The organism is Fontisubflavum oceani, from assembly GCF_030407165.1.
Lineage (GTDB): Bacteria > Pseudomonadota > Alphaproteobacteria > Rhodobacterales > Rhodobacteraceae > Rhodophyticola > Rhodophyticola oceani.
The window spans coordinates 1,040,346-1,066,384 of record NZ_CP129111.1 but is presented as its reverse complement, the minus strand read 5'-3'; the positions used below and the strand labels follow the sequence as shown (position 1 = coordinate 1,066,384).

General features: G+C 61.5%; 31 protein-coding genes and 2 pseudogenes. 21 read left to right on the top strand and 12 right to left on the bottom strand.

Annotation, left to right across the window (positions count from 1 at the left end; all coding sequences use genetic code 11):
• Positions 1-149: 149 nt before the first annotated feature.
• The 3 genes and pseudogenes from QTA57_RS05400 to QTA57_RS18325 all read left to right on the top strand — a co-directional run bounded on the left by QTA57_RS05400 (position 150) and on the right by QTA57_RS18325 (position 2,848).
• Positions 150-1,265 (top strand): hypothetical protein, encoded by a 1,116-nt coding sequence (locus tag QTA57_RS05400; RefSeq protein ID WP_290154027.1) that lies wholly within the window; start codon positions 150-152, stop codon positions 1,263-1,265.
• A gap of 21 nt (positions 1,266-1,286) precedes the next feature.
• Positions 1,287-2,273: pseudogene (locus QTA57_RS18330) on the top strand (substrate-binding domain-containing protein); the annotation flags it as partial.
• A gap of 212 nt (positions 2,274-2,485) precedes the next feature.
• On the top strand, positions 2,486-2,848 hold the full coding sequence (locus QTA57_RS18325) for an OmpA family protein (RefSeq protein ID WP_330696798.1): 363 nt from the start codon (positions 2,486-2,488) through the stop codon (positions 2,846-2,848).
• 86 nt (positions 2,849-2,934) lie between these two features.
• On the opposite strand, the gene map is transcribed toward QTA57_RS18325, so the two are convergent.
• Positions 2,935-3,747, bottom strand: a complete 813-nt coding sequence (gene map, locus QTA57_RS05390; protein WP_145213962.1) for a type I methionyl aminopeptidase — start codon at positions 3,745-3,747, stop codon at positions 2,935-2,937.
• Positions 3,748-3,816: 69 nt separating this feature from the next.
• Positions 3,817-4,515, bottom strand: coding sequence for a DNA/RNA nuclease SfsA (sfsA, locus tag QTA57_RS05385; RefSeq protein ID WP_290154791.1), 699 nt, complete (start codon positions 4,513-4,515; stop codon positions 3,817-3,819).
• A gap of 66 nt (positions 4,516-4,581) precedes the next feature.
• Here sfsA and QTA57_RS05380 point away from each other — a divergent pair, with 66 nt between their 5' ends.
• Genes QTA57_RS05380 through QTA57_RS05365 form a run of 5 tightly spaced genes read left to right on the top strand, consistent with a single transcriptional unit; the run spans position 4,582 to position 7,547 of the window.
• On the top strand, positions 4,582-5,310 hold the full coding sequence (locus tag QTA57_RS05380; protein ID WP_290154026.1) for a competence/damage-inducible protein A: 729 nt from the start codon (positions 4,582-4,584) through the stop codon (positions 5,308-5,310).
• The gene (locus QTA57_RS18550) at positions 5,307-5,522 is read left to right on the top strand and encodes a hypothetical protein (RefSeq protein ID WP_407933496.1); all 216 of its coding nucleotides are present in this window, start codon (positions 5,307-5,309) and stop codon (positions 5,520-5,522) included. The genes QTA57_RS05380 and QTA57_RS18550 overlap by 4 nt, the downstream gene beginning before the upstream one ends.
• The gene (locus QTA57_RS05375; protein WP_407933495.1) at positions 5,519-6,040 is read left to right on the top strand and encodes a GNAT family N-acetyltransferase; all 522 of its coding nucleotides are present in this window, start codon (positions 5,519-5,521) and stop codon (positions 6,038-6,040) included. The genes QTA57_RS18550 and QTA57_RS05375 overlap by 4 nt, the downstream gene beginning before the upstream one ends.
• Positions 6,037-6,612 carry a peroxidase-related enzyme gene (locus QTA57_RS05370; protein ID WP_171559930.1) on the top strand — a complete coding sequence of 192 codons (576 nt, stop codon included), beginning with the start codon at positions 6,037-6,039 and terminating at the stop codon, positions 6,610-6,612. The genes QTA57_RS05375 and QTA57_RS05370 overlap by 4 nt, the downstream gene beginning before the upstream one ends.
• On the top strand, positions 6,609-7,547 hold the full coding sequence (locus QTA57_RS05365; protein WP_290154025.1) for an OmpA family protein: 939 nt from the start codon (positions 6,609-6,611) through the stop codon (positions 7,545-7,547). The genes QTA57_RS05370 and QTA57_RS05365 overlap by 4 nt, the downstream gene beginning before the upstream one ends.
• A gap of 78 nt (positions 7,548-7,625) precedes the next feature.
• Here QTA57_RS05365 and QTA57_RS05360 read toward each other — a convergent pair.
• A pseudogene (locus tag QTA57_RS05360) lies at positions 7,626-8,532 on the bottom strand (LysR family transcriptional regulator).
• A 253-nt stretch (positions 8,533-8,785) separates the two neighbouring features.
• On the opposite strand from QTA57_RS05360, the gene QTA57_RS05355 reads away from it, so the two are divergent.
• Both QTA57_RS05355 and arsC read left to right on the top strand, forming a co-directional pair.
• Positions 8,786-9,511 carry a class II aldolase/adducin family protein gene (locus QTA57_RS05355; RefSeq protein WP_290154024.1) on the top strand — a complete coding sequence of 242 codons (726 nt, stop codon included), beginning with the start codon at positions 8,786-8,788 and terminating at the stop codon, positions 9,509-9,511.
• Positions 9,512-9,515: 4 nt separating this feature from the next.
• Positions 9,516-9,917 (top strand): arsenate reductase (glutaredoxin), encoded by a 402-nt coding sequence (gene arsC, locus QTA57_RS05350; RefSeq protein WP_290154788.1) that lies wholly within the window; start codon positions 9,516-9,518, stop codon positions 9,915-9,917.
• Between the two features lie 81 nt (positions 9,918-9,998).
• On the opposite strand, the gene QTA57_RS05345 is transcribed toward arsC, so the two are convergent.
• The 8 genes from QTA57_RS05345 to paaZ form a co-directional block, all read right to left on the bottom strand.
• A complete protein-coding gene (locus QTA57_RS05345) occupies positions 9,999-10,814 on the bottom strand; it encodes a class I SAM-dependent methyltransferase (protein ID WP_290154023.1) in 816 nt (271 codons plus the stop codon).
• 53 nt (positions 10,815-10,867) lie between these two features.
• Entirely contained in the window at positions 10,868-11,917 is a 1,050-nt protein-coding gene (locus QTA57_RS05340; protein WP_290154022.1) for a 2Fe-2S iron-sulfur cluster-binding protein, read from the bottom strand.
• Positions 11,918-11,929: 12 nt separating this feature from the next.
• Entirely contained in the window at positions 11,930-12,418 is a 489-nt protein-coding gene (gene paaD, locus QTA57_RS05335; protein ID WP_290154021.1) for a 1,2-phenylacetyl-CoA epoxidase subunit PaaD, read from the bottom strand.
• On the bottom strand, positions 12,412-13,158 hold the full coding sequence (gene paaC / locus QTA57_RS05330) for a 1,2-phenylacetyl-CoA epoxidase subunit PaaC (RefSeq protein ID WP_290154020.1): 747 nt from the start codon (positions 13,156-13,158) through the stop codon (positions 12,412-12,414). Before paaC ends, paaD begins: the two co-directional genes overlap by 7 nt.
• Positions 13,158-13,442: a 1,2-phenylacetyl-CoA epoxidase subunit PaaB gene (gene paaB / locus QTA57_RS05325; RefSeq protein ID WP_171559920.1), complete on the bottom strand. Its 285-nt coding sequence runs from the start codon at positions 13,440-13,442 to the stop codon at positions 13,158-13,160. The genes paaC and paaB overlap by 1 nt, the downstream gene beginning before the upstream one ends.
• A gap of 72 nt (positions 13,443-13,514) precedes the next feature.
• The gene (gene paaA / locus QTA57_RS05320) at positions 13,515-14,498 is read right to left on the bottom strand and encodes a 1,2-phenylacetyl-CoA epoxidase subunit PaaA (RefSeq protein ID WP_290154019.1); all 984 of its coding nucleotides are present in this window, start codon (positions 14,496-14,498) and stop codon (positions 13,515-13,517) included.
• Between the two features lie 76 nt (positions 14,499-14,574).
• A complete protein-coding gene (locus QTA57_RS05315) occupies positions 14,575-15,381 on the bottom strand; it encodes a PaaX family transcriptional regulator C-terminal domain-containing protein (protein ID WP_290154018.1) in 807 nt (268 codons plus the stop codon).
• Positions 15,382-15,390: 9 nt separating this feature from the next.
• Positions 15,391-17,418 (bottom strand): phenylacetic acid degradation bifunctional protein PaaZ, encoded by a 2,028-nt coding sequence (gene paaZ / locus QTA57_RS05310; RefSeq protein WP_290154017.1) that lies wholly within the window; start codon positions 17,416-17,418, stop codon positions 15,391-15,393.
• Positions 17,419-17,496: 78 nt separating this feature from the next.
• Between paaZ and paaI the strand changes: the two genes are divergently transcribed.
• From paaI to QTA57_RS05265, 9 genes are all read left to right on the top strand, one after another.
• Positions 17,497-17,928: a hydroxyphenylacetyl-CoA thioesterase PaaI gene (gene paaI, locus QTA57_RS05305; RefSeq protein ID WP_171559913.1), complete on the top strand. Its 432-nt coding sequence runs from the start codon at positions 17,497-17,499 to the stop codon at positions 17,926-17,928.
• On the top strand, positions 17,928-19,238 hold the full coding sequence (gene paaK / locus QTA57_RS05300; protein WP_290154016.1) for a phenylacetate--CoA ligase PaaK: 1,311 nt from the start codon (positions 17,928-17,930) through the stop codon (positions 19,236-19,238). The genes paaI and paaK overlap by 1 nt, the downstream gene beginning before the upstream one ends.
• A 4-nt stretch (positions 19,239-19,242) precedes the next feature.
• Positions 19,243-19,818, top strand: a complete 576-nt coding sequence (locus tag QTA57_RS05295; protein ID WP_290154015.1) for a TetR/AcrR family transcriptional regulator — start codon at positions 19,243-19,245, stop codon at positions 19,816-19,818.
• A 46-nt stretch (positions 19,819-19,864) separates the two neighbouring features.
• A complete protein-coding gene (locus QTA57_RS05290; protein ID WP_290154014.1) occupies positions 19,865-20,305 on the top strand; it encodes a GFA family protein in 441 nt (146 codons plus the stop codon).
• Between the two features lie 116 nt (positions 20,306-20,421).
• On the top strand, positions 20,422-21,174 hold the full coding sequence (gene mtgA / locus QTA57_RS05285) for a monofunctional biosynthetic peptidoglycan transglycosylase (RefSeq protein WP_290154013.1): 753 nt from the start codon (positions 20,422-20,424) through the stop codon (positions 21,172-21,174).
• Between the two features lie 54 nt (positions 21,175-21,228).
• Positions 21,229-21,894, top strand: coding sequence for an FtsZ-binding protein FzlA (gene fzlA / locus QTA57_RS05280; protein WP_145213896.1), 666 nt, complete (start codon positions 21,229-21,231; stop codon positions 21,892-21,894).
• Positions 21,891-22,922 (top strand): tRNA epoxyqueuosine(34) reductase QueG, encoded by a 1,032-nt coding sequence (queG, locus tag QTA57_RS05275; RefSeq protein ID WP_290154012.1) that lies wholly within the window; start codon positions 21,891-21,893, stop codon positions 22,920-22,922. The genes fzlA and queG overlap by 4 nt, the downstream gene beginning before the upstream one ends.
• Complete coding sequence (locus QTA57_RS05270; RefSeq protein ID WP_407933494.1) at positions 22,919-23,779, top strand: SDR family oxidoreductase; 861 nt, start codon at positions 22,919-22,921, stop codon at positions 23,777-23,779. The genes queG and QTA57_RS05270 overlap by 4 nt, the downstream gene beginning before the upstream one ends.
• Positions 23,780-23,849: 70 nt before the next feature.
• Complete coding sequence (locus QTA57_RS05265) at positions 23,850-24,338, top strand: L,D-transpeptidase family protein (protein ID WP_290154011.1); 489 nt, start codon at positions 23,850-23,852, stop codon at positions 24,336-24,338.
• A 12-nt stretch (positions 24,339-24,350) separates the two neighbouring features.
• Here the strand turns inward: QTA57_RS05265 and dalA are convergent, their stop codons facing one another.
• Positions 24,351-24,863 carry a divisome-associated lipoprotein DalA gene (gene dalA, locus QTA57_RS05260; RefSeq protein WP_290154010.1) on the bottom strand — a complete coding sequence of 171 codons (513 nt, stop codon included), beginning with the start codon at positions 24,861-24,863 and terminating at the stop codon, positions 24,351-24,353.
• A gap of 236 nt (positions 24,864-25,099) precedes the next feature.
• Here dalA and QTA57_RS05255 point away from each other — a divergent pair, with 236 nt between their 5' ends.
• Positions 25,100-25,690, top strand: a complete 591-nt coding sequence (locus QTA57_RS05255) for a L,D-transpeptidase (RefSeq protein WP_290154009.1) — start codon at positions 25,100-25,102, stop codon at positions 25,688-25,690.
• Between the two features lie 148 nt (positions 25,691-25,838).
• Positions 25,839-26,018, top strand: a complete 180-nt coding sequence (locus QTA57_RS05250; protein WP_145213878.1) for a hypothetical protein — start codon at positions 25,839-25,841, stop codon at positions 26,016-26,018.
• The last annotated feature ends 21 nt before the right edge of the window (positions 26,019-26,039 follow it).

The following is a 26,039-nucleotide window of genomic DNA, read 5'->3' as shown; positions in this document are numbered from 1 at the left end:
AATCTGCCTCGGCGTTGTTGAGAATTTCGCAACAATCGAGCGCAATAACAGGTGAGCGGCGGGATTTTCACGAAATTCCGCCAATGCGACCCCAAATTCGCCCTATTCCGTGAACAGTCTCCGCCGCAGCAAGAGGGACGGAGTCTGAGATGCCGAAACGTCAAATTGTTCGCCTGGCCGCCGTGGGCCTGATGACCGTCTCCGGCGGTATGTTCGCCGTGAATGCCGGGCTCATTCCCGGATTTGGCAATGGCGGCAGCACGCCGCCATCGACCCCCGACGCCGTTACCAACGCAGTCACTGAGACGACAGAGCCTGGCCAAGATCAGGCAGAACCACCGATCGCCACTGCCGCACTGGCCCCCGCGCCGACCCTGCCCGCACCCATTGCCGAGGCACCAGAGACGATCCCCGCCGCGGTGACAGATCCCGCGCCGACGGATGCGCAGGACCTACCAGAAACACCCGATTTCACGCTGACCCAGCCGGACCTCGCGCAACCCGGCAATCTGTCGGATCGGATGGCCGCGACGCCCGATCTGAACATGGCCGCGCCGGACGGCAACGAGGTCAGCCAGTTCGGCCTGCCCTGTGGCCTCTCAGTCAGCGCCACGGCGGCACCCGCCGCGATGGTCGCGCTGGACATCATGAATCCCTGCCAACCCAATGCGCGCGTGGTTATCGAGCATTCCGGCCTCACACTGACCGAGCAAACCGACGCGATGGGCCTTCTCGCCGCCGATATTCCGGCGTTCGAAACGCCCGCATTCTTCACGATCCGCGTGGACGGCAGCAGCGAAACCGCGCTTGCAGTTGTCCCCGACCTGGCGGAGTTCGACCGCGTCGCCGTCGCCTGGGAAGACACCCGCGATCTTGAGCTGCACGCCATGGAGTTTGGGGCCGATTATGGCGAGACCGGCCATATCTGGCAGGAAAACGCTGGCACACCCGCGCGCGCTCAGGCCGGTGAGGGCGGGTTCGTCACCCAGCTGGGCAATGATGCAGTTGACGCCCCGTTGATGGCGCAAGTCTATACCTTCCCGCGCGACACGCTGACACGTGAAGGCGCCGTGCGCCTCTCGATTGAGGCCCCGATCAACACCCGCAATTGCGGCCAAGACACCCTGGCCCGCACGCTGCAAACCGATCTCGACGGGGCGGTCGCGGTGACGGAATTGACCTTCACACTTCCCGCCTGCGACGCAGTGGGCGACTATCTGGTGTTGCAAAATCTGCTGCAGGACCTGAGAGTCGCCTCGAATTGACCTAACCCGGCGCAGGTACCCATGCGATCCATGCTGAGGGCGGCCATCACAGCCGCCCTTTTTGCTATCTTGCCCCTGTCCCCTGCCATTGCGCAGGACGTCACCCTGCGCTCGCTCGACGGCAGTATTGAACTAGACGGCACGCTTATCGGCTTTGATGGGGAGTTCTACAGGGTCGACACGATCTATGGTCCTTTGACCGTCAATGCCCAAGGCGTCTCCTGCCTCGGTCCCGGTTGCCCCGATCTGGAAAGCTTCATCGCCGAAGCGCGATTTGCGGGCGCCCGCGTGATGGCGGACACGCTGATGCCCGCACTCATTGAGGCTTTCGCCCGTGACCGGGGTATGCGCGTCTCCCGTGCCCTACAGCCCGAGGGCCGCTCGGTCTTTACCCTGACGCGCGCCTCCGACAACAGCATCGCAGCGCGCTTTACCTTGATCCCCGGCACCACCGATACCGGGTTCGAGGCGCTCTTGAACCGCGATGCCGATCTGGCCCTCGCACTCCGCCAACCCTCCGAGGCCGAACGCGACGCCGCCCGGCTCGCCGATCAAGGCGATATCACCCTGTCACAACGCGCGCGTGTGCTGGCCATCGATGGGTTGGTCGCCGTGACCGCACCGCAAAACACACTTCGTGAGATCACCATCCCCAATCTTGCCCAGGTCTTCGCAGGTGAGATCACCAACTGGGCCGATCTCGGCGGCGACGACGCCTCCATCGCCCTCCATTTGATGGAAGACAGCTCCGGTCTCGCGCAAGACTTCATCAACCGCGTCCTTCTGCCTGAAGGCCTCAATCTCGGTCCCGGCATCATCCGCCACACCGACCCCGGCGACCTGGCCAGTGCGGTCGCCCGCGACCCCTACGCGATTGGCGTGACCTCTTTCGCCTCCGTCGACAACGCCCGCGCTCTGGCGCTTGGCGGGCCCTGCGGCTTCAATCAGACCGCAACCCATGAAAGCCTCAAGGCCGAAGACTACCCGCTCACCGCGCCGCTCTTTGTCTACACGCCTGCACGCCGCCTGCCGCAACTGGTCCGCGAGTTCCTCGCCTTCTTCGAAAGCCAAACCGCCGAGCGTGTGATCCGCCGTGCCGGCTTCGTGAACCAATCCCTGCCCGCAACCCCGCCGCAGCCCAAGGCTCGCGCCTGGCCAATGCCATCCAAGCGGCGGGCGCGGAAATCACACTCGACGACCTGCAACGCCTCGCCGCCCGTGTGGCCAGCAGCCAGCGCCTCTCCCCAACCTTCCGCTTCGCCCCCGGTACCACAGACTTGGATCCGCAGTCGCGTAGCTCCGTCTCCCGCCTGGCCCGCGCCATCGAGCAGGGCGAATTCGACGGCCAAACCCTGGTTTTCGTCGGCTTCTCCGATGGCGACGGCAACGCCGCCACCAATCTTCGCCTCTCGCGAGGCCGGGCTGAGACCGTCCGCACCGCGATTATCGAGGCCGCCTCCGCCGCTGATCTCAACCGGCTGCAACTCCGCGTCGGTGCCTTTGGCGAAGCCATGCCCATGGCCTGCGACGACACCGATTGGGGCCGCGCCGTCAATCGCCGTGTCGAGGTCTGGCTAGAATAGTCCCGCCCCTTCTCTGCTTTAAAAATATCCCGGGGAGTGCGAGGGGCTGGCCCCTCGTTCCTCAAATCGCCACATGAACAGACGGGTCAAACCGCGTAGGTCGGGTGAAACAAATTGCCTGGCGACAAGGTGAAAATCTCGCACCCGGTCGCGGTCACGCCAATCGAATGCTCAAACTGCGCACTCAAGGATTTGTCGCGGGTCACAGCCGTCCAATCATCGGCCAGAACCTTGGTCTCGGGCCGCCCCAGATTCACCATCGGCTCGATTGTGAAGAACATGCCTTCTTCCAGAACCGGCCCGGTCCCCGCCCGCCCATAATGCAGCACATTCGGCGGCGCATGAAACACCTGCCCCAGCCCGTGTCCGCAGAAATCCCGCACGATCGACATCCGATGCCCCTCGGCATAGGCCTGAATCGCGTGACCGATATCGCCAAAGGTGTTGCCCGGCTTCACCGCCTCAATGCCCTTGAACAGCGCATCATGGGTGACCTGGATCAACCGTTCGGCCCGGCGGTTAAGCTTGCCCGCCACAAACATCCGGCTTGTGTCGCCAAACCAACCATCAACCACGACCGTGACATCGATATTCAGAATATCGCCGTCTTTCAAAACCTTCGAACCCGGAATCCCGTGACACACTACATGGTTCACGCTGATGCAGCTCGCATGCTGATAGCCGCGATAACCAATCGTGGCCGAGGTCGCACCGGCCTCGTCCACCATCTCGGTGATCCGCGCATCCAACGCGCCAGTGGTCACACCCGGCACCACCATCGGCGCGATCTCGTCCAAGATGCGCGCCGCCAATCCACCAGCCTTATGCATGCCAGCGAAGTCTTCGGGTCCATGAATGCGAATGCCGTCTTTCGTCAAACGGCCGCGGAAATCGTCCAAAACCAGTGCTCCGGTGCTGTCTTCCGCGGAACTTATGTCATGAAGCGGGGATTTTCCAGAGATGGCGCGTCAGATCTGTGGTCTTGTGTCGACCGGGATCGACTGACCAATCTCAACACCCTCGGGACCAATATCCGTGCCGTAGCAGATCATCTCCACCCCCGCCGCCCGCGCCGCGTCAAATGCAGCCGCATACCCCGGGTCGAGATCGGCGGCCATTTTCAACCGCCTGCAATCGGTCCGCTGCAACAGATAGAGCATCACCGCCCGTTTCCCGTCACGGACCATCTGCGACAATTCATCCAAATGCTTGGCGCCCCGCGCCGTCACGCTATCGGGAAACTCGGCCCAATCCCCGTCTCTCCGCAAGGTGACATTCTTCACCTCAACGTAAGCCTCCGGCAGGCCATCACCGGAGAGCAAGAAATCCACCCGGCTGTTCTGCCCGTATTTGACCTCCGGCGTGATTTGCGGATAGCGCGCCAGTTCTTCAATCGCCCCTGCCGCCAAAGCCTCAGAAACGACACTGTTCGGCAGATTCGTGTCGATTCCAACCCAGGTCGCATCCGGCAATTCAGTTAGCCGCCAGCCATATTTCAGCTTCTTGCGCGGGTCCTCATTCGGCTCCACCCAAATCCGCATACCGGGCTCTTTCAAACCCATCATCGAACCTGGGTTCGGGCAATGCGCTGTGACCTCCCGCCCATCCTCCAATCGGATGTCCGCGAGAAAGCGTTTGTATCGCTTGAGGAGGGTCGCCGGGACCAGGGGGTTTGAAAGCGCATGGCGCTGCCCCTATACCCGAGCCAAAGCCCTGGCAAGGAGCCAACGACCATGCCCAACCCCACCGCCGCCATGTTGGTGATCGGCGACGAGATCCTCTCGGGCCGGACCCGGGATGCAAATATGCACTACCTCGCGGGCGAGTTGACCAAACACGGCATCCGCCTGGCCGAGGTGCGCGTGGTTTCGGACGACGCAGAGGCGATTGTCGGCGCGGTGCAAGCGCTGAGCGCGAGCCATGACACGGTCTTCACCTCCGGCGGCATCGGCCCGACCCATGATGATATCACCGCCGAGGCCATCGCAGACGCCTTTGCTGTGCCGATCAGCATCCGCGACGATGCCCGCGCGATCCTTCAGGCGCATTACGACCGCCAGGGCTCGGAACTGAACGAGGCACGCCTGCGCATGGCGCGCATTCCCGATGGCGCCTCGCTGATTGAGAACCCGGTCTCGGCCGCGCCCGGCTTCACCTTGCACAATGTCCATGTGATGGCCGGTGTGCCGACCGTGTTCCAAACCATGGTCGCCTCGATCCTGCCGACGCTGACCGGCGGCGCGCCGCTTCTTTCGCAAACCCTGCGTATTCCACGCGGGGAGGGCGATATCGCCGGACCCCTGGGCGATTTGGCCGCAGCGCATCCCGAGGTCGAGATTGGCTCCTACCCCTATCTCAAAGATGGCGTCTATGGCGCGAACATCGTCGTTCGCAGCACCAATGGCGCGGCGGTCGATGCGGTGATCGGCAAGCTCGTCGCGCTTTTCCCAGAGGCGCAATGACCCTCCCCACCGCGTCTGATCTCTATCCCGTCGTTGAACGCACCTGGCCAGCGGCGAAGGTGATGCAGCATGGGCCTTGGACGATCCGCGACGGCCAAGGCGGTGGCAGCCGCGTTTCGGCGGCAACTCTCGCGGGAAGCGCGGCAGACCTAGTAGACGTGGCGCAAGCCGAGATCGCGATGCGCGATCTGGGACACGCCCCCTCTTCATGATCCGGGATGGGGAAACGGCTCTAGACCGCCTGTTAGAGACGCTTTCTTACCAAATCAAAGACCCCGTTACCCTCTACGCCGCGCCGATCGACGCGCTTGATACAACACCCCTGCCGCCGATCACCTGTTTCGAGGTCTGGCCGCCTCTGGCCGCGCAGACGGAGATCTGGGCCGCCGGTGGCATCGGCCCTGAACGCCTCGCCGTCATGCACCGCGTCACAGGTGCCAAAACCACAATCTTCGGACGGATCGATGACCACCCTGCCGGCACCGGCTTTGTCGCGATGGATGGCAAGATCGCCATGCTTCATGCGCTCGAAACCCTGGGCGAGCATCGCCAGAAAGGCCTGGGCCGCTATATGATGCGCGCGATGGCGATCTGGGCCAAAGCCCAAGGCGCCAGCCATCTGACGCTCTTGGTGACGCGCGCAAACCTGCCGGCCAACGCGCTCTACACTTCCCTCGGCTTCCAGCCTGTGGGACACTACCATTATCGCATCAAACCAGAGGCCCAATGAGCAAACCGGACCCCAACGCCACAGCGCTAGATCTGCCGCCCCTCGACCCGCTCCCGGAGGACACGCAGAAATACTTCGACATCTGCCAAGAGAAGCTGGGAATGATCCCCAATGTGCTCGCGGCCTATGCCTTCGATGTCGAAAAACTAAACGCGTTCACGGCGATGTATAATGACCTGATGCTGGGTCAAAGCGGGCTCAGCAAGCTGGAACGTGAGATGATCGCGGTCGCGGTCTCGGCGGTGAATAAATGCTTCTATTGCCTGACCGCCCATGGCGCCGCCGTGCGGCAGCTTTCGGGTGATCCCGCCTTGGGCGAAGCCCTGGTTATGAACTATCGCGTGGCCAAACTCGACCCACGTCAAAGGGCCATGTTGGATTTCGCCGTGATGATGACCGAGAACAGCGCCAAGATCGAGGAGCCGGACCGGCAAGCGCTCCGCGATGTCGGCTTCTCTGATCGCGACATCTGGGACATCGCGGCGACGGCGTCGTTCTTCAATATGTCTAACCGCATGGCCTCGGCCATCGATATGCGCCCCAACGCTGAATATCACGGGCAATATCGGTGAGACGCCTGGCGCATATCCTTCTGGCCTGCGCCATCGCCGCGCCCGTTCAAGCGTTGGATTTGCGCCTGCCCGCGGCGGCGCAACTGACCTTCGAAGAGACTGAGGCGATGGGCCGCTATGAAATGCCCATCGGGCCGTGGTCAGCAGCAAGGTTTGACCGGCTTAGCGCAGAAGGCAGCGTGACACGCTTGGTCTGGCAAATCTCCCCCTATAGCGGGACCAGTGCACAGTTGATGGCGCAGCTTCGCGCGCAACTGGTGACCGATGGTTATGACGTCCAGTTTTCCTGTGCCGATCGCGATTGCGGCGGGTTCGATTTCCGCTTTGGGATCGACGTGGTGCCCGAACCGGCGATGCATGTGAACCTAGGCGATTTCGCCTATCTCTTCGCAGACCGCACGATGGGCGACAGCCCCGATAGACTCGCGCTCCTGATCTCGCGTGGCGGCGGCAAGGCCTTTATCCACTTGGTCCATGCCGGCCCGCCGGGCGAAACCTTGCCCGACGTGACCCAGTCCACCCGCGCGCCCGATGACATCCAGACGGTCTTTGACAGCACCGACCTGATTGCCACGTTGGAAGCGACGGGCATGGTCACCCTTGATGACCTCCAGTTTCAAACCGGTGCCTCGGCACTGTCGGGCGATGACTATGCCTCGCTGGTCACGCTGGCCGCGTATCTCAACACCAATCCGGATCGCCAAGTCGTTCTTGTCGGTCACACCGATGCCGAAGGGGCCTTGGAAAACAACATCGCGCTGAGTCGTTCTCGGGCGGGGGCTGTCCGTGATTTCTTGATCGCCAACTTCGATGTCTCAGGCGACCAATTGCGGGCCGAAGGTGTCGGCTACCTCTCGCCGCGCGCCCCCAACAGTACGGATGACGGCCGCGAGTTGAACCGCCGCGTTGAGGTGGTCCTCACAAGTACCGATTAAAAAGGGCCCGGCTGGCAGATACCACCCGGACCCCAGAAATGTCCCACAATACACACGCGCGGGACGACGGCATGAAACTCACCAGTCTTCGGGACCTTTCTCCCGGAACTGGTCCACAAGGAAATCGATGAAGGCCCGTACCTTCGGCTGCGTATATCGACCCGGCGGATAGACGGCATAGATACCCAGCAAATCGACCGGAAGCTCGGGGATTGCATCCACCAGCAACCCCTCGCGCATGGCATCGGCATAGAGAAAGCTTGGCAGATACGCGATGCCCAAGCCGCCGATCGCGGCGTTGAGCAAGGACTGCCCATCATTCACGGTCAGGGACCCGGCGGTGCGGACTTGGCGCTTCTCGCCGGACGGCGCCGTAATCCTCCAAACATTGCCACTGGCCTGATTGGAGTAATGCAAGAGCTTGTGATCGTTCAGATCGTCGATCTTCTCGGGGCGGCCATGTTCCTCGAAATAGCTGGGGGCGGCGATCATACGTTTATGGGTTTCGGTCAATTTCCGGGCGCGCAGCGAACTGTCTTCCAAATCACCCACGCGAATCGCCATATCGAACCCTTCCGAGATCAGCTCCACATAGCGGTTGTTCAGGATCATATTGACCGTGATATCCGGATAGGAGTGCAGGAACTCCCCAAGAACGGGCGAGAGATGGTTGACGCCGAAATCAGTCGCCACCGACACCCGCAACAACCCCGATGGCGCGGATTGCATCGAGGTGACGAGGGCATCGGCTTCCCCCGCATCGTTGAGCACACGGCGGGCACGGTCATAATACGCAAGACCGATCTCGGTTGGGCTGACGCGACGGGTGGTCCGATTCAAACAACCGGGCGCCGAGACGGGTTTCGAGGCTGGAAACGTGCTTAGAGACTGCGGATTTTGAAATCCCCAGCTTCCGCGCCGCATCTGTAAACCCACCTTGGTCTACAACTGTGGCAAACGCTTCCATTTCCGTTAAACGGTCCATCTAGTCACCCATCTGCAATATGCTCTTACGTCACCTATCATTATGGTGAAATGCGGCGTCAATGCGGAGAGACCCGGGTATTACGGGGGATCGTTGATGGCGCGGGCGAAAAAATGCGCTCAGCACCAAAATTTCCATCAAGCCTGATAGCTTTATCCATCTCGGAAACGGCGATACGGCCGTGACACACCCCTTCCCATTCATCTGACGCAACCCTAGGCTCCGCCATAATTGTACCTTTGGGGAGACAGAGATGGATCACGCCGCCGCCCGCCAAGACCTCGCCGCCGCCTTCCGCTGGACCGCGCGCGAAGACATGCATGAGGCCATCGCCAATCACTTCTCGCTCGCCGTGAACGAAGACGGGACCGAGTTCCTGATCAACCCCAAACGGCATTTCAGCCGAATGAAAGCCTCGGATCTCTGGGTGATCGACGCCAACAACCCCGACAGCGCCAAGGGTACCGATGCGCCGGATCAAACCGCCTGGGGCCTGCATGCGAGCTTGCACCGGCACGTGCCCCATGCCCGCTGCGCGATGCATGTGCATTCCACCTATGCCACGGTTTTGGCCAGCCTCGCCGACAGCCGCCTGCCCGCGATCGATCAGAACTCTGCGATGTTCTATAACCGCCAGGTGGTCGACGAGCACTATGGCGGCCTCGCGCTAGAAGAAGAGGGCACCCGCTGCGCGCGGCTGTTCCAAGACCCGTCGGTCCGCACGATGATCATGGGCAATCACGGCGTGCTGATCATCGGGGAAACCGTCGCCGAAGCGTTCACCCGGCTCTACTATTTCGAACGCGCGGCGCGGAACTACATCCTGGCGCTGCATACGGGCCGGCCCTTGCGCGAGCTATCAGATGAGGTGGCCTCAAAAGCCGCCGAACAGATGGAGGGCGCGACCGACTCCGAAGCCGCTTTCCTGGCCGAAATCCGCGCCGTTCTTGATGCCGAAGAGCCCGACTATGCCCACTGATCCAATGCAGATCGTGATCCATCACAACCCCGATTGCGGCACATCTCGCACTGTCTTGGCCGCGATCCGCGCCGCAGGCTACGATCCGGTCGTGATCGAGTATCTGAAGACCGGTTGGACCCAACCGCAACTCCAGGCGCTTTTCGCCGCCGCCGATCTCACCCCGCGCGACGCGCTCCGGGTGAACAAATCCCCGGCAGAAGAACTCGGCCTCACCAATCCGGCGGTGAGTGACGCCGCGCTGCTGGAGGCGATGGTCGCGCACCCGATCCTGGTCAACCGCCCGATCGTGGCCTGCAAAAACGGCACCCGCCTCTGCCGCCCCTCCGAGAGCGTCCTCGATCTCCTCGATCAAAAACCGCCCGCGGATTTCACCAAAGAAGACGGCAAGCCACTGAAAGCCTGACCCCGGTCTTCTCTGCTTCTCAAATATCCCCCCGGAGGCATCCAACTCTGCGACCTCGCGCCTCCAGTCCGATTGGAGCGCCTAACTTGCCTCGCGCTCCAAGACCACCAGCCGATATTCATGCTCGCGGGCAAACTTCTCCGCCCGCCCGGTGCGCCGGTTCAGCTTGTCCAGAACCCGGCCCAGCATCTTTTCCATCAGCCAGGCGCGCCACGGATATTCCCGCGCAATCTCCTCCCGGAACCGCGTCATGAAGGGCGCCACCTTATCGTTCTTGATGCTCTCATGGATCACAAAGGTCGGTGTGATCGCATCGGTCATGTCCTCATCGCTGACAATCCGAAACGCCCCCTGCGCCGCCACCGCGTCCAGAAACGCCTGATGCGTGCCGCGCGTGCCATCGCCATGCGCAAAGCCGGGCCGGCGGAAATAGTCGAACATCACCATGCCCCGCGTGGCGTAACGGTCAACCTGAGCCAGCGCTTTCTCCAGATCGATATAGTGAAAGCTCTCCGCGAAGAGGCAGATGTCGAACTGCGCGTCGCTCTCAAACTCTTCAAACAACGCATCGTGAACACCGGTGCCGTCCGGCAGCTTCGCCCGCGCCATCTCGTTCATCTGCACCGAGGGAGAGACACAAGTGACCTCAAAGCCCCGCGCGATCAGCGCCTTGGCGTTCGCCCCCGTGCCGGAACCCACATCAAGAACCCGCGTGACACCTTCGGGGATCACCTCAACCAGCTTCTCGAAATAAGCCTGCTGTGCCCGGCCCATCGCCTCGGCGGAGAGAACCTCCGGCACACCATTGGGGAAATAGCCATAATGCGCAAAGCCATGCCCAAAGATCACTTCAGACATCAGCGCCGTGGCTTCGAGTTCAAGATTTTTAAGTTTCATGGCCGCTCCATAACGCAAAATCGCGTCAGGAACAGCCAGTTTTCAACGCCCGATCAGGCCGCGTCAAAATCCAAACGCAGCTTCTTGCTGGTCGGCCGCGATTGACAGGCCAGCGTAAACCCCGCCTCCAACTCCCAAGGCTCCAGCGAGTAATTCACCGCCATCTCGGCGCTGCCTTCCTCCACCTTACAGCGACAGGTGCAACACATGCCTCCGCGACAGGAATAGGGGAGTTCCAACCCCGCACGTTCCGCCGCCGCGATCACCGTCTCATCCTCGGGGCCATAGGTGAACACCCGCCGCGCCCCATCCAGAACAACCTCCACCTCAACGCCTTCTGCCGCTGCGGCCTCCGCCTCGGCCGATTTCGGCATCCGGGGCGCCTCTCCCGCCATGAAAAACCGCTCATGATGAATGAGGTCGCGATCAACGCCAAGCGCCGTCAGAGCCCCCTCCACCGCATCAATCATCTCGCCCGGCCCGCACAGGAACACCCCATCCGCATGGGCCAAGTCCACGGCTCCGGCCTGCACCAGCCGCGTCACCTTCTCCGCATCCACCCGACCCGACAGAAGCGCCACATCCTGCGGCTCTCGGCTCAGCACATGGATCAGCGTAAACTGCCCTAGATAGCGATCTTTCAACGCCTCCAGTGTCTCGCGGAACATGATCGTCTCGCTCCGCCGGTTGCCATAGATCAGCGTCACATCGGCGCCACGCGCCAGCGCATCGCCCGCAATCGACACCATCGGCGTGATCCCCGAGCCCGCCGCGATCAACACAACCCGCTCTTGCCCGTCGCAGATAAACCGCCCCTCCGGCGGCATCACCTGCACCACATCGCCCGGCTTCAGCCCTTGCGCGAAGGTCGAAAACACCCCGTCCTCGACACGCTTCACCCCAACGGTCAGCGGCTCCCCAGGTAGCGAGGCAATCGAGTAGTTCCGCCGCATATCCGCGCCATTCACCTCGGCGCGCAGCGTCAGATATTGCCCAGGCTGATAGGCAAAGGTCTCGGCCAGCGCCTCGGGCAGTTCGAAAGAGATCGCCACCGCCTCATCGGTTTCCGCACGCACCTCCGCCACGTTCAGGTCATGAAACATAGGCTCTCCCCCTCAAATGCATTTGAAATAGTCAAACGGCTCGGCGCAGCTCAAACAGCGATACTGCGCCTTGCAGGCCGTCGACCCGAACTCGCTGATCTTCTCGGTCTGCTCCGAGCCGCAGCGCGGGCAAGCCACCGTCACTTCCCCAAAGAGCGCGCGCACGGAGCCCGACGCCTCCACCGGCGGCGCAATCCCATAGGCGCGCAGCTTCTCGCGGCCAGCTTCGGTGATCCAATCTGTTGTCCAGGGTGGCGACAACACCCGCTCGATCCGCACATCAAACCCGGCCTCGCGAAGCGCGACTTCAATCGCCATCTCAATCGCCATCGTCGCGGGGCACCCGGAATAAGTCGGCGTCACCTTGGCCACCGCAACCCCATCGACCAGATCGACGCTACGCAAAATGCCAAGCTCTTCGACATTGACGCAGGGCACCTCTGGGTCCGGCACCGATGCTGCCGCGTCCCAAGCGCGTTTGTGGTCCAGAACCGCTACCATTCCGCCCCCGGATGCGCGCGCTGAAGATACTGCATCTCGGCCAGAAGATGGCCCAAACCTTCGCCATGAATGCCGTCGCGACCGCCCGCTTGCGGATAGGGCACATCGGGCAGCTCCAACAACGCCTCGCCAAACACCATCCCGATCACCCGGTCCCATTCGCCGCGCATCTCGGCGCGAACCGGCAAGATCCCATCGGCCTCGCAAGATACCGCTGCCGCGCTGCTCTCGAACAGTTCTCCGGTGAACCGATGCAGTTCGACGACAGCCGCCTGCATCTTCGCGGCACTTTCCTCGGTGCCATCGCCTAGCCGGATCACCCACTCCGCCGCATGGCGGATGTGATATGCCATCTCCTTCACCGCCTTGCCCGCGACCCCACGGATCACCTCATCAGGCGACGCCAAAGCCGCCTTCCAAAACGGCTCCATAAAGGTGGCGAAATAGAGTTGCCGCAGCATGGTCTGGGCAAAATCCCCATTCGGCCGCTCGACCAACAGGCAGTTGCGATACTCCCGCTCCACGCGCAGCATCGCCATATCGTCTTCGGACCGACCCTGGCCTTCCAACTTCGCGGCATAGTCATAAAGCACCCGCGCCGTCCCGATCATATCCAGCGCCATATTCGGCAGCGCGAGATCCTCTTCCAACATCGGCGCATGGCCGCACCATTCGGAAATCCGGTGCCCCAAGATCAGATGATCATCGGCCAGCTCCAAAACCGCGTTGAGCAAGGCCATCACATATGCCCCACATCTTCGGGAATCTCATAGAAGGTCGGATGGCGATAAATCTTATCCGCCGTCGGCTCAAAATTCTCCGCCGCCTGATCCGGGTCGCTGGCAAAAACCGCCGCGCTTGGAACAACCCAAATGCTGACGCCTTCGCCACGCCGGGTATAGACATCACGGGCCGCGTTCAGCGCCATGACCTCATCCGCCGCATGTAGTGAGCCACAATGCTTATGGCTCAACCCGTTCCGGGGCCGGATAAACACTTCCCACAAAGGCGTCGCCTCAGCCATGATCCGCTCCTTCTCTGCTTCTCAAATATCCTCGGGGGGTCTGGGGGGCAGACAGCCCCCCAGCCTTCCGGCTCACTCTGCCGCCTGCTTTCGCGCGGCGCGCTTCTCCGCATGGGCCAGCGCGGCTTCGCGCACCCAGGCGCCATCATCCCAGGCCGCTTTCCGATCCCTGATCCGGTCCACATTCATCGCGCCGCCGCCTTTCACAACCCGCCAGAACTCGGACCAGTCGATCTCTCCGTGATCGTAGCCACCCTTTTCCTCGTTCCATTTCAGGTCTTTATCCGGAACGGCCAGGCCCAAGAACTCGGCCTGCGGCACGGTCGCGTCGATGAATTTCTGCCGCAGCTCATCATTGGAGAACCGCTTGATTTTCCACGCCATCGACTGATCGGAATGCTCGCTATCGGCATCATGCGGCCCAAACATCATCAGGCTCGGCCACCACCACCGGTTCAACGCATCCTGCGCCATGTCGCGCTGCGCAGGCGTGCCATTGGCCAGCGTCATGACGATTTCATAGCCTTGGCGCTGGTGAAAACTCTCTTCCTTACAGACCCGGATCATCGCCCGGGCATAAGGTCCAAAGGAACACCGGCAGAGCGGGATCTGGTTCATGATCGCGGCACCATCCACCAGCCAACCAATCGTGCCGATATCGGCCCAGGACAGCGTTGGATAGTTGAAAATACTGGAATATTTGGCTTTGCCCGAATGCAACTCCTCGGTCATCTCCTCGCGGGAAACACCCAAGGTTTCGGCGGCGGCGTAGAGGTAAAGCCCATGCCCGCCCTCATCCTGCACCTTCGCCAAAAGTGCGGCTTTGCGTTTCAAAGAGGGCGCTCTGGTGATCCAATTGCCCTCGGGCAGCATCCCCACAATCTCGGAATGCGCGTGCTGCCCGATCTGGCGGACGAGCGTCCGGCGATAGCCCTCGGGCATCGCGTCATTTGGCTCGATCTTCTCCTCGGCATCTATGCGTGCCTGGAATCGCGCCAGAAATTCGGGTGTCTCTTCGGTGCCGCTGTCAGCGCCAATCAATCCTTGGGAATACATGGCCGATCTCCTCCCGGATGCGGGTCTGAGAGAGAAATAGGTTACAAAAAATCGCGAATCAACGATTTTTTGTAACCTATTTTTGGTAACCGAACCGCTCCCAGTAGCCTCGGTCGGGCATCGCCAGGGCGCGAAACCCGTCGCCCGGGGCCTGCAGCCACTCTTCCGCCGCCCCGGTCAGGGACCAATAAGCCCGCCCGATATTCTCCCTCAATTTCAGGCCCGCCCACCCCTCCGGTGCCAGTTTCTGCGGCACCTCTGGATAGCGCAAAACATACCGTCGCCAGCGGTGGATCAAAACCATCCGCGCGGCCAGGGCATCAAGGTCGCAATCTGGAGAAAACGTGACGTCCAAATAGCGCAAAAGAGCGGTGAGTTGGTCCGCTTCGGCCTGATGATCGGGTGAGATCGCCTGCAACCCTGCCGGCATCGATTCGATCCAGCCGGCCACCGACGCGCCTTTCTCAACCGGTGCAAAATCAACCGGCCAGAGCCCGACACCCGGCGCAACGGGCAGGCCCCGCGGCGCATCCGAGACCGCCATCAACCAATGCACCGGTTCCTCATCGCGCGGCGGCGCATAGACCAGCCGCGAGGCGGGCACAAAGGCCTCTCGGCCCTTTTCCGTAAAACCGTAAAAGGTGTTTCGGCCTTCTTTGCTCCGCTCGGCCCAACCATCTTTGACCAACCGCGACAGCGCCGTTTTCTGCGCCGCCTGCCCAACGCCAAGCCGATCCAGCACGAGGCTCAGCCGGGTGGTTGAGATCGTCTTTTGCCGGTTCTCAACCGTATCGCCCAAAATGGTCACGATCAGCGACCAGACCCGCAATCGGCCCTGGTCATGCAAATAGTCGTCGAGAAGGGGCTGCAATAAATCCGTCATCCCGCGGGTTTAGCGGGAATAGGCCACCATCGTCAAAAGCTCATATTCACCGGTCTGCTCATCATCTTTGTTGTAGAGCGTCACATTCCAGCGCACCTCGCCATAGTCATCGGTGCGTCGGGTTTTGCGTTTCGCGGTAAGGCGCACCCAGAGATGATCGCCGGGGCTGACCGGTTTTTGGAAACTGAGGGCATTCAGACCCGTATTGGCGAGCACCGGCCCGGGATCAGGCTGCACAAACAGCCCAGCGGCGAAGCTTAGCAGAAGATAGCCATGGGCAACGCGACCGGGGAAGAACGGGTTCGCCTGAGCCGCCTCTTCATCCATATGGGCGTAAAACGTATCGCCGGTGAAATGGGCGAAATGCTCGATATCTTCGAGGGTCACCTCACGCGGCGCGGTCTTGATCGTATGGCCGATCTCGATCTCGTCAAAGGTGAGCTGGAACGGGTGGGTTTTGGGCGCAGTTTCTTCCGCGCCATTGACCCATTGGCCGGTGACCGCGGTCAACATCCGAGGCGAGCCCTGAACCGCCACCCGCTGCATATAATGCAGCACACCGCGGATCCCGCCCATCTCTTCGCCACCGCCGGCCCGGCCCGGGCCGCCATGGGTCATATGCGGCAGGGGCGAGCCGTGGCCGGTGCTCTCGCCCATACTGTCGCGATCATTGATATAGATGCGGCCATGCCAAGCCCCGGCCTCCGCCACCATGTTCCGCGCAACGGCGGGGTCATGTGTGATCACAGAGGCGACGAGGCTGCCGCCGCCGCGATTTGCCAGGTCGGCGGCATGGGCGAGATCGTAATAGGGCATGAGTGTGGAGACCGGCCCAAAGGCTTCGGTTTCATGCACATGACGTGCAGAATCAGGCTCTAAACAGCGGAGTAGGATCGGATTCAGAAACGCGCCGACGGTCGCGTCGGCCCCATCCACTTCGATCATATCGCTGTCGCCATAGAGCATCTCCGTCTCGCTGGCGATGTGTTGGAGTTTTGTGATCACATCTTGCTTCTGATCGGCTCCGGCGAGCGCGCCCATCCGGGTTGTCTCAAGCGCCGGGTCGCCGATCCGGGTTTTGGCAAGCTTTGCGGCCAGCGCCTCGCCCACCGCGTCCAGTTGCGCCTCCGGCACGATGATCCGGCGGATCGCGGTACATTTCTGCCCCGCTTTCGTCGTGATCTCTCGGGCGGCTTCTTTGATGAAAAGATCGAACTCCGGCGCATCCGGGGTGACATCCGGGCCCAGAACCGACGCGTTCAGACTGTCCTGCTCGGCGATGAAGCGCGCGCCATGTTTCAACAGATGCGGGTTGGATCGCAGCATCAGCGCGGTGTCGGCAGAACCGGTGAAACTCACCACATCTTGCGGGCCGAGACGGTCCAGAAGATCGCCTGTGCCGCCAATGATCAACTGCACCGCGCCCTCTGGCAGCAGGCCCGAGTCTAGCATGATCCGCACGCAGGCCTCGGTCAGATAACAGGTCGCAGTGGCGGGTTTGACGATGCAAGGCACCCCCGCCAGAAGCGCGGGCGCGAGCTTTTCCAGCATCCCCCAAACCGGGAAGTTAAACGCGTTGATATGGACGGCAACGCCGCGCAGCGGGACAGCCACGTGCTGCCCCAGGAAGGTGCCGTTGCGGGAGAGCTGCTCGACGTTGCCATCGATATAGATATGGCCCTCGGGCATTTCGCGGCGGCCTTTGGAGGCGAACACGAACATCGTGCCAATGCCGCCATCGATGTCGATCCAGCCATCGGCGCGGGTAGCACCCGAAAGCGGGTTCAGCGCGTAAAGCTCCTCTTTCCGGCCATCAATGTACTGCGCGAGCGCTTTCAGCATCTTGGCCCGTTGGTGGAAATCCATCGCGCGGAGCGCTGGGCCACCCACACGAACGGCATGGTCGATCATCGCTTGGGTATCCAGCGCGGCGCCGCCGCGCGCGATCACCTCGCCCGTCACAGCGCTATGCATTTGGCGGGCATTGGCATCCGGCGCGACCCACTGGCCGGCGGCGAAGCTTTGAAGCTCTAGCATCAATTCGTCCTCCCTTGCCAAACAGTCTTGACCGATTGGTCGGGTTTGCGTCAAGCTGCTTTGCGAGGGAGGACGGGAATGACACCAGAGGAACGCGCGCGGCGAAGCGCCGAGGCGATGTGGGCCGGCGATGCCGCATCGAAATGGGTCGGCATGCGACTGGAAGAGGTCGGGCCGGGCTATGCGCGGATGTCATGCGAGATCCGGCCGGAGCATCTGAACGGGCATCAGATTTGCCATGGCGGGGTGATTTTCAGCCTGGCCGACAGCGCCTTTGCCTTCGCTTGCAACAGCCACAACCAACACGCCGTCGCGCAGCACAATTCGATCAGCTATCTGAGCCCGGGGCAACCAGGCGAGCGGCTGACGGCGGAAGCGCGCGAAGTGTCTAAACAAGGGCGAAGTGGGATCACCGACGTGGTTGTCACCGGCGGCGACGGGCGGCGCGTGGCGCTGTTCCGCGGCGCATCCCGCAGCCTTCAAGGCACGCATTTCGAGGAGGAGAAGTGATGTTGGACCTGACGCCGAAGCGGGAGGACCTGGACCCGATCGAGATCGCCAGCCGAGACGAAATCTCCGCCCTGCAATTGGAGCGGATGAAATGGTCCCTCGCCCATGCCTATGCCAATGTGCCCTTTTATAGAGACAGTTTTGACAATGCGGACGTGCATCCCGATGACCTGAAATCGCTCGCGGATCTGGCGAAATTCCCCTTCACGGTGAAGCAGGACCTGCGGGACAATTACCCGTTTGGGATGTTTGCCGTGCCGCGGGACAAGGTGGCGCGGGTGCATGCGTCTTCGGGCACGACGGGGCAGCCGACGGTCGTGGGCTATACCGCGAAAGACATCGACACCTGGGCCACTTGCGTTGCGCGGTCGATGCGGGCCAGCGGCACGCGACCGGGCGATGTGGTGCATATCTCTTATGGCTATGGGCTTTTCACCGGCGGGCTTGGCGCGCATTACGGGGCGGAGAAGCTGGGCTGCACGGTTGTACCGGTTTCCGGTGGAATGACACCGCGCCAGGTTCGGTTGATCGAGGATTTTGGCGCCTCGACGATCATGGTCACGCCGTCCTATGCGCTGTCGATTCTGGATGCGTATCGCGAGCAGGGGTTGGACCCGCGCAAAAGCCCCCTGAAGGTCGGGATTTTCGGCGCGGAACCTTGGACCAACGCGATGCGGGAAGAGATCGAGCAAGCGTTCGACATGCATGCGGTCGATATCTATGGCCTGTCTGAGGTGATGGGGCCGGGTGTCGCCAATGAATGCGTGGAGACCAAAGACGGGCTGCATATCTGGGAGGATCATTTCTATCCCGAAGTGGTGAACCCCAAGACCGGACAGCCCGTCGCCGATGGCGAGCAGGGGGAGCTGGTCTTTACCTCGCTCACCAAAGAGGCCTTCCCGATCATTCGATATCGGACGCGGGATCTGACCCGGCTTTTGCCCGGGACGGCGCGGAGCATGCGGCGGATGGAGAAGATCACCGGGCGGTCAGACGATATGATCATCCTGCGCGGGGTGAATATCTTCCCGACCCAGATCGAAGAGCAGTTGATGGAGATCGCCGGGCTTGCGCCGCATTTCCAGATCGAGCTGAGCCGTGAGGGCCGGATGGATGAGATGACCGTGCATGTGGAGGCGGCAGACGGGCCGATGGGTTCGGAGACGCTAGACGCAGCGGCGGCAAACCTGAAACGGCGGATCAAGGAGCGGGTCGGCGTGACGGTTGGGATCACCGCGCATGGTTCGGGCGGCGTGGCGCGGAGCCAAGGCAAGGCCGTGCGGATCATCGACAACCGGCCGAAGGACTAAGTCGATGCCGCGCGGATTGGCCCGAGATCATGCCGAGAAACGCGCCGCCTTGCGCAAGGGGGCCGCGACGCACTTTGCGGAACATGGCTATGATCGCGCCTCGATGGCCTCGGTGGCGACGGCCTGCGGCGTCTCTAAAGCGCTGATCTATCACTACTATGACAGCAAGGAGGCGCTGCTTTTCGACATCCTGGAAGGGCATCTGGGCGCTTTGGTCGATGCGGTCGAAGCGGTGCCAGAGGGTGACGCGCCAGAGGCCCATCTGCGTGCATTGATCCACGCCATTCTTGCCAATTACCGCGACGCGGATGCGGAGCACAAACTACAAATCGACGCCTTGGAGACCCTGCCAGCCGAGTTGAAAGCGCCTCTGGTCGACCTTCAACGCCGTCTTGTGCAGCGGATGGGCGACGCGTTGGCGGCGATTGGTGTTCGTAAGGAGCCGCGCGCCGTGACCATGACCGTTTTTGGCATGCTGAACTGGTTCTACATGTGGCACCGACAGGGCAAAGGGATCAGCCGCGCGGCTTATGGCGATCTGGTCACCGATATGGTGTTGGACGGCGTCCGAGGGCTTTGAGAACAGCCCACACTTGATAAGCTGCCCCTTCAGAGGAGGGGATATCATGACGACACGAACCGCCACCTGTCGCTGCGGCCAACTGACGGCGACATGCACGGGCGAGCCGGTGCGTATCTCGGTCTGCCATTGCCTGGCCTGCCAGAAACGCAGTGGCAGCGCCTTTGCGACGCAAGCCCGCTGGCCAGATGCGCATGTTCGGATCGACGGCAGGTCAAAAACCTGGTCCCGGATCGCCGATAGCGGGCACCGGGCCACGTATCGGTTTTGCCCAGACTGCGGGTCGACGCTCGCCTATGTGATCGAAGGCTGGCCCGGGGTCACGGCGATTCCCGTGGGGAATTTCGCAGACCCCACTTTTCCGGCGCCGCTGTTCTCCGTCTATGAGCATCGGAAACACACCTGGGTCGATATTCTGGGTGCAGAGGTGGCGCATTCCGCGAGCCCGTCCGGCGCGCGCAATCCAGGCGCGGATTTGAAGCGCTAGGCAATCAAATCGGCATCACTTGCCGATAAAGCCCTGCGGTCCATCGCATGGAGGGCTTTGGTTTTGCCGCCAACGGGGGTATTTCTGATCCAAAGAAGACCCAAATGACGGGCGAGATGGCAAAACGAGCAACATCCCGAAAGCGGAAACGCGATCCGGTGCGCAAGGCCCTGACGCGTGAGACCTCGTGGTTTCGAGGCGTTGTGCAGCGTGGCGTGCGATGGGTCACGCGGGCGATTCTCCTGGTCGTAGCCTTGGGCGTGGCCTGGGTCGCGCTCTATGCCGTCGTGCCGGTTCCGCGCACGCCCTATATGATCTCGGAGGGCTGGCGGCTGAATGGGATCGAGCGCGATTGGGTGCCGATAGAAGAAATCTCGCCGCATTTGCAGCGCGCCGTGGTGGCTGCAGAAGATGCGAATTTCTGTCTGCATTGGGGGTTCGACATGAACGCGATCCGCGATGCGATTGCTGATGGCGGGTCAAGAGGCGCCTCGACGATCAGCCAGCAAACGGTGAAAAACACCTTTCTCTGGCACGGGCGATCCTGGCTGAGAAAGGCGCTTGAGGCGACGATCACCCCCGTGATGGAACTGATCTGGCCTAAGCGCAGGGTGTTGGAGGTTTACCTGAACGTTGCCGAGTTTGATGAGGGGGTGTTTGGGGCCGAAGCTGCGGCGCTGCATTACTTCGGCGTTACCGCCGCAGATCTGACACCGACCCAAGCCGCGCGGCTCGCCGCGATCTTGCCAAGCCCGCAAACACGCTCCGCATCAGACCCAAGCAATGCGACCCGTCGCAGGGCTGCGAGCATCCTCGATGGTGCGGCAACGATCCGCGCCGATGGTCGGGATGCGTGCTTTGCGAATTGAAATTGCCGCTTGGGCGAGGCAAAGAAGGGGTCGAACAAGAATGAAGAGCCGAGCATGACGCGCCTATATCATTTTGCCCTCTCGCCCTTTTGCCGCAAAGTTCGCCTGGTCTTGGCCGAAAAGAAGATCGAGGTAGAACTGGTTGATGAGCGGTATTGGGAACCGTCGACCGAGTTTCTGCGCCGGAATCCCGCCGGCAAGGTGCCGGTTCTGAAGATTGACGGGCTGATGCTGTCGGACAGTCAGGCGATTTGCGAATACATCGAAGAGACCGTGCCGACGCCGCCCTTGATGCCGAGCGAGGCGAAGGGTCGCGCCGAGGTGCGGCGGCTCTGCGGATGGTTTGACGACAAGTTCCATCGCGAGGTGACGGCCAATCTGGTCTATGAGCGGGTCAATAAGAAGATCATGCGAGGCGGCTATCCTGACGGCAAAGCGGTGAAAACCGGGGCGCAGCAGATCAAATTCCATCTCGATTACATGAACTGGCTGCTTGATCATCGCCGTTGGCTTGCGGGTGACCGGATGAGCCTCGCGGATTTCACCGCTGCGGCGCATCTGAGCTGCCTCGATTACATCTCGGACGTGGATTGGAACCGATCCGAGATCGTCAAAGACTGGTATGCGAAGATCAAATCGCGGCCTGCCTTCCGGTCGATCCTGGCCGATCAGGTGTCTGGTTTCATCCAGCCGCCCCACTACGCCAATCTGGACTTTTGAGCGATCTGCGCGCGGCACTTGAGGCCGAGGCCCGCGCGGCTGGCTTTGCAAAACTTGGGATTTGCCGCCCCGATGCCATTCCTTTGGCCCCTGAGCGGTTGGCGGATTATGTGGCCGAGGGGCGTCATGGGCAGATGGGCTGGATGGAGGAGCGTATGGGCTGGCGCGGCGACCCGGCAGCGCTTTGGCCCGAGGCGCGTTCCGTCATCATGCTGGCCGAGATGTATACGCCAGAGGTCGATCCACTGGCCGCGATTGAGCGGCGGGATCGGGCCACAATCAGCGTTTATGCCCAGAACAGAGACTATCATGACCTGGTGAAGAAGCGTTTGAAGCGCGTCGGCCGCTGGCTCTTGGAGCAGCGACCCGGCGAGGCGATCAAAGTCTTTGTCGATACCGCGCCCGTGATGGAAAAGCCGCTGGCCGAAGCCGCCGGGTTGGGCTGGCAGGGCAAGCATACCAATCTGCTGAGCCGGGATTTGGGAAACTGGTTCTTCCTCGGCGCGATTTTCACCACGGTGGCGTTTGAACCTGACGCGCCGGAGGGCGAGCATTGCGGCTCCTGCACGGCCTGTCTGGATATATGCCCGACCAACGCATTTCCCGCGCCGTTCCAACTCGATGCGCGGCGCTGCATTTCCTATCTGACCATCGAGCATAAAGGGCCGGTGGATCTGGAACTGCGGGCCAAGATGGGCAACCGGATTTATGGATGCGATGACTGTCTGGCGGCCTGTCCATGGAACAAGTTCGCGGTGGAGGCGCGAGAGATGCGCTATGCCGGGCGACCTGAATTGCAATCTCCGCCTCTAGAGGATCTTGTGGGGCTGGATGACGCCGCATTTCGAGCACTGTTTTCGGGCTCTCCGATCAAGCGGATCGGGCGCGACCGGTTTGTCCGCAATGTGCTGTATGCGATCGGGAATAGCGGCGAAAAACGGCTCGAATCCGCAGCGCAGAGCCTGATTGATGACCCAGATGAGGCCGTTGCGGATGCGGCCCGATGGGCGGTGGAGCAATTGCGATGATTTTGTTGAGTTTCGGCCATGGCTATTCGGCGCAGGCCTTGGCGCGACTGTTGCCGCCGGATTGGGAGGTGATCGGCACCACGAGACGGGCAGAGAAAGCAGACGCGCTCCGCGCGGATGGCCTCACTGCACGGCTATTCCCCGGCGACGACCTGCGAGATGACCTGGCGCGGGCGACGCATATTCTGATCTCCGCCGGGCCGGGACCGGAGGGCGACCCGGTTTTGGCAGCTTTGCGGGACGAGATTGCAGGGGTCGCTGGTGATAAAGCTTGGATCGGCTATCTCTCGACCACCGGCGTTTATGGCGACCACCAAGGCGGGTGGGTCGACGAAACCACGCCGCTAACCCCCTCCACCGAGCGGGGGAAGGCCCGCGTCGCGGCTGAGGCCGCTTGGCAGAACCTGGCCGCCGAAACCGGCGCCCCGCTGCATATCTTCCGGCTGGCGGGGATTTATGGCCCGGGCCGGGGGCCGTTTGCCAAGGTTCGGCGCGGGACGGCACGGCGGATCATCAAGCCGGGGCAGGTGTTCAGCCGCATCCATGTCGACGACATCGCGCAGGTGCTTTGGGCTTCGATGACACGGCCCAATCCGGGCGCGATCTACAATCTTTGCGATGATGAGGCCGCCCCTCCCGAAGATGTGATCGCTTATGCGGCGGAACTGTTGGGCCTGCCGACACCGCCAGCGATCCCGATTGATCAGGCCGAGATGTCGCCGATGGCCCGCAGTTTTTATGCCGAAAGCAAGCGGGTATCGAACAAACGGATCAAAGAGGACCTCGGCGTGACCCTGCGCTATCCAGATTATCGCGTTGGGCTTCAGGCGCTCCTGGCGGCGGAGGCCACCGATTAACGATTCCTTGGCAAGCGCGGTTGCTGTATCAATGCGCGCAACAACAAGAGCAGTGGATCGGACCCAACACATGCGGATTCTGAGTTTTGTGCTGATGAGCGTACTGCTTCTGGGCACGGCGGCCTGTTCGCGCTTTATCGACTATACCGGGCCGGAAGTGACCCGGATCGAGGTCCATAAAAGCAGTCGTCAGATGTATCTTCTCCACCATGAAACGGTGCTGGAAAGCTATGAGTTCGAGCTTGGGTTCGCGCCGACGGGCCACAAAGAGGTGGAAGGTGATGGGCGGACGCCCGAGGGGCGGTACTACATCGACCGGCGCAATCCCAATAGCGACTTCTATCTGTCAATCGGCATCAGCTATCCCAACGCCGAAGACCGCGCCCGGGCCGCCGAGTTGGGTGAATCGCCCGGTGGAGATATCTTCATCCACGGCACGCCGCGCCTGTTTCGCGGTGAGGATGATTGGACCTGGGGCTGCATCGCGGTGACCAATGCCGAGATGCGGCAGATTTACGCGATGGTGAATAACGGCACCATCATCGACATCTTTCCCTGAAGAGCCGGTGTTTTAGAAGGCGGCTGCCTGCGCAATCGGTGTTGGCACATTCTGCGCGGTGCTGGCCCCATCGCCGGTGACCATGGTCCACCAGATTTTGCCGTTCTCTTCTTGAAAAAACGCAAAGCCCAGGTCGCGCGCGGTGGGGTCGGTGATCACATCGCGCGTATCGGGCTGCTGCATCCAGGCGGCGACGGTTTCCAACTCGGACTCATAGGTCTCCGAAATGTTTTCGCCAAGAACCGTACCGAGATATCCCACGCGACGCGCGCGGTCGATCGGCGACGAGCCGTCGGAGCCGAAATGCCATGGCCGGTTTTGCACCGACATATCGCGCGAATGCGTGGCGGCAGAGGCGTTCAACTCGGCATTGAGTTGCAAAGGCGGCGCGCCCGCCGCCGAGCGCAACGAGTTGATACTGTCGAGCACGCGAAACTGAATACGCGCCTCATCATTGGGGTTGATTCGATAGATTGTCGGCAGCGGACGCCCATCAGGCCCCAAACGCGGCGATGTGTTCGACACGCAGGCCGAAAGCGCCAAAGCGCCGGGTTGAGAGAAGCATAAACCGTCTGTTCATCACCCAAAAACCTGTCTCAAAGCCCGTTTCTTGACCCCGAGACTTACAGGGCCGCCTGCGCTCAATCAAACACAACTGGCAGATTTTCGCGCGCTCACAGCATTGTTTGATTTGCGGATACGGCGCCCGCGCCATAATTTGCGCGTTGAAATCGGGCGTGCCCTCCCGAAGGAGATTGTTTATGCACAAGCCAACGCAACTGTCCCGCCGTCTGTTTTTGAGCACCGCTGCTGCCGGTCTGGCGGCACCTGCCCTGGCGCAATCGTCGAATGAGACCGTCGAGATTGAACTCGATATCTCACAAAGCGTCCGCCACAATATCTCGAGCTTCCGAACGCTCGATTGGCGGCCCTATTTCAGCGACACGCGGAACGGCGCAATCCTCGTCGATATCACCTCACGCGCCTTGCATTATTGGAGCGAGGACCAAAGCACCTATCGGCTTTACCCGACCTCTGTGCCGCTGTCCGAAGACCTGACCCGGCGGGGCCGCACCGAAGTCGTGCGTATGGTTGAAGGCCCCGATTGGCGGCCAACTCCGGCGATGCAGGAACGCAATCCAGAATGGCCCGACTATGTGCCACCTGGCCCCGACAATCCGCTTGGCACCCACGCGCTTTATCTCAGTTGGACCTATTATCGGATCCACGGGACCCATGATACGCGCAAAATAGGGCGCCGGTCGTCGAATGGCTGCATCGGGCTTTACAACGAACATATCGCTGAGTTGTTCGCCATGACCAATCGCGGCACGCAAGTGTTGCTTATTTGACGACAAATCGCCTCTCGTGAAGTTTCGGGCATTTCCGCAGCATTGCAATCGACTGTCATTGCTGGTTAAACCGGATCACGAGGTACAGTCTTGGGTGCCCTATAGCTGCGCAATTCCGCGCCATAAGGGGCGTATCTTGGAGGATACTATGAAGAAACTCGCTCTCGCCGCCGTAATTTCGGTTGCCGCCACCTCCGCTTTCGCAGGCGGCATGGCCGAACCGGTTCTGGAACCTGTTGTTATCGTTGAGGACACTTCGACCTCTGCTGGTGGCATCATCGTTCCGATCTTGGCGCTTCTGCTGATCGCTGCTGCTGTCGCCGACTAATCGGTCACAGCGTTAGTGCTA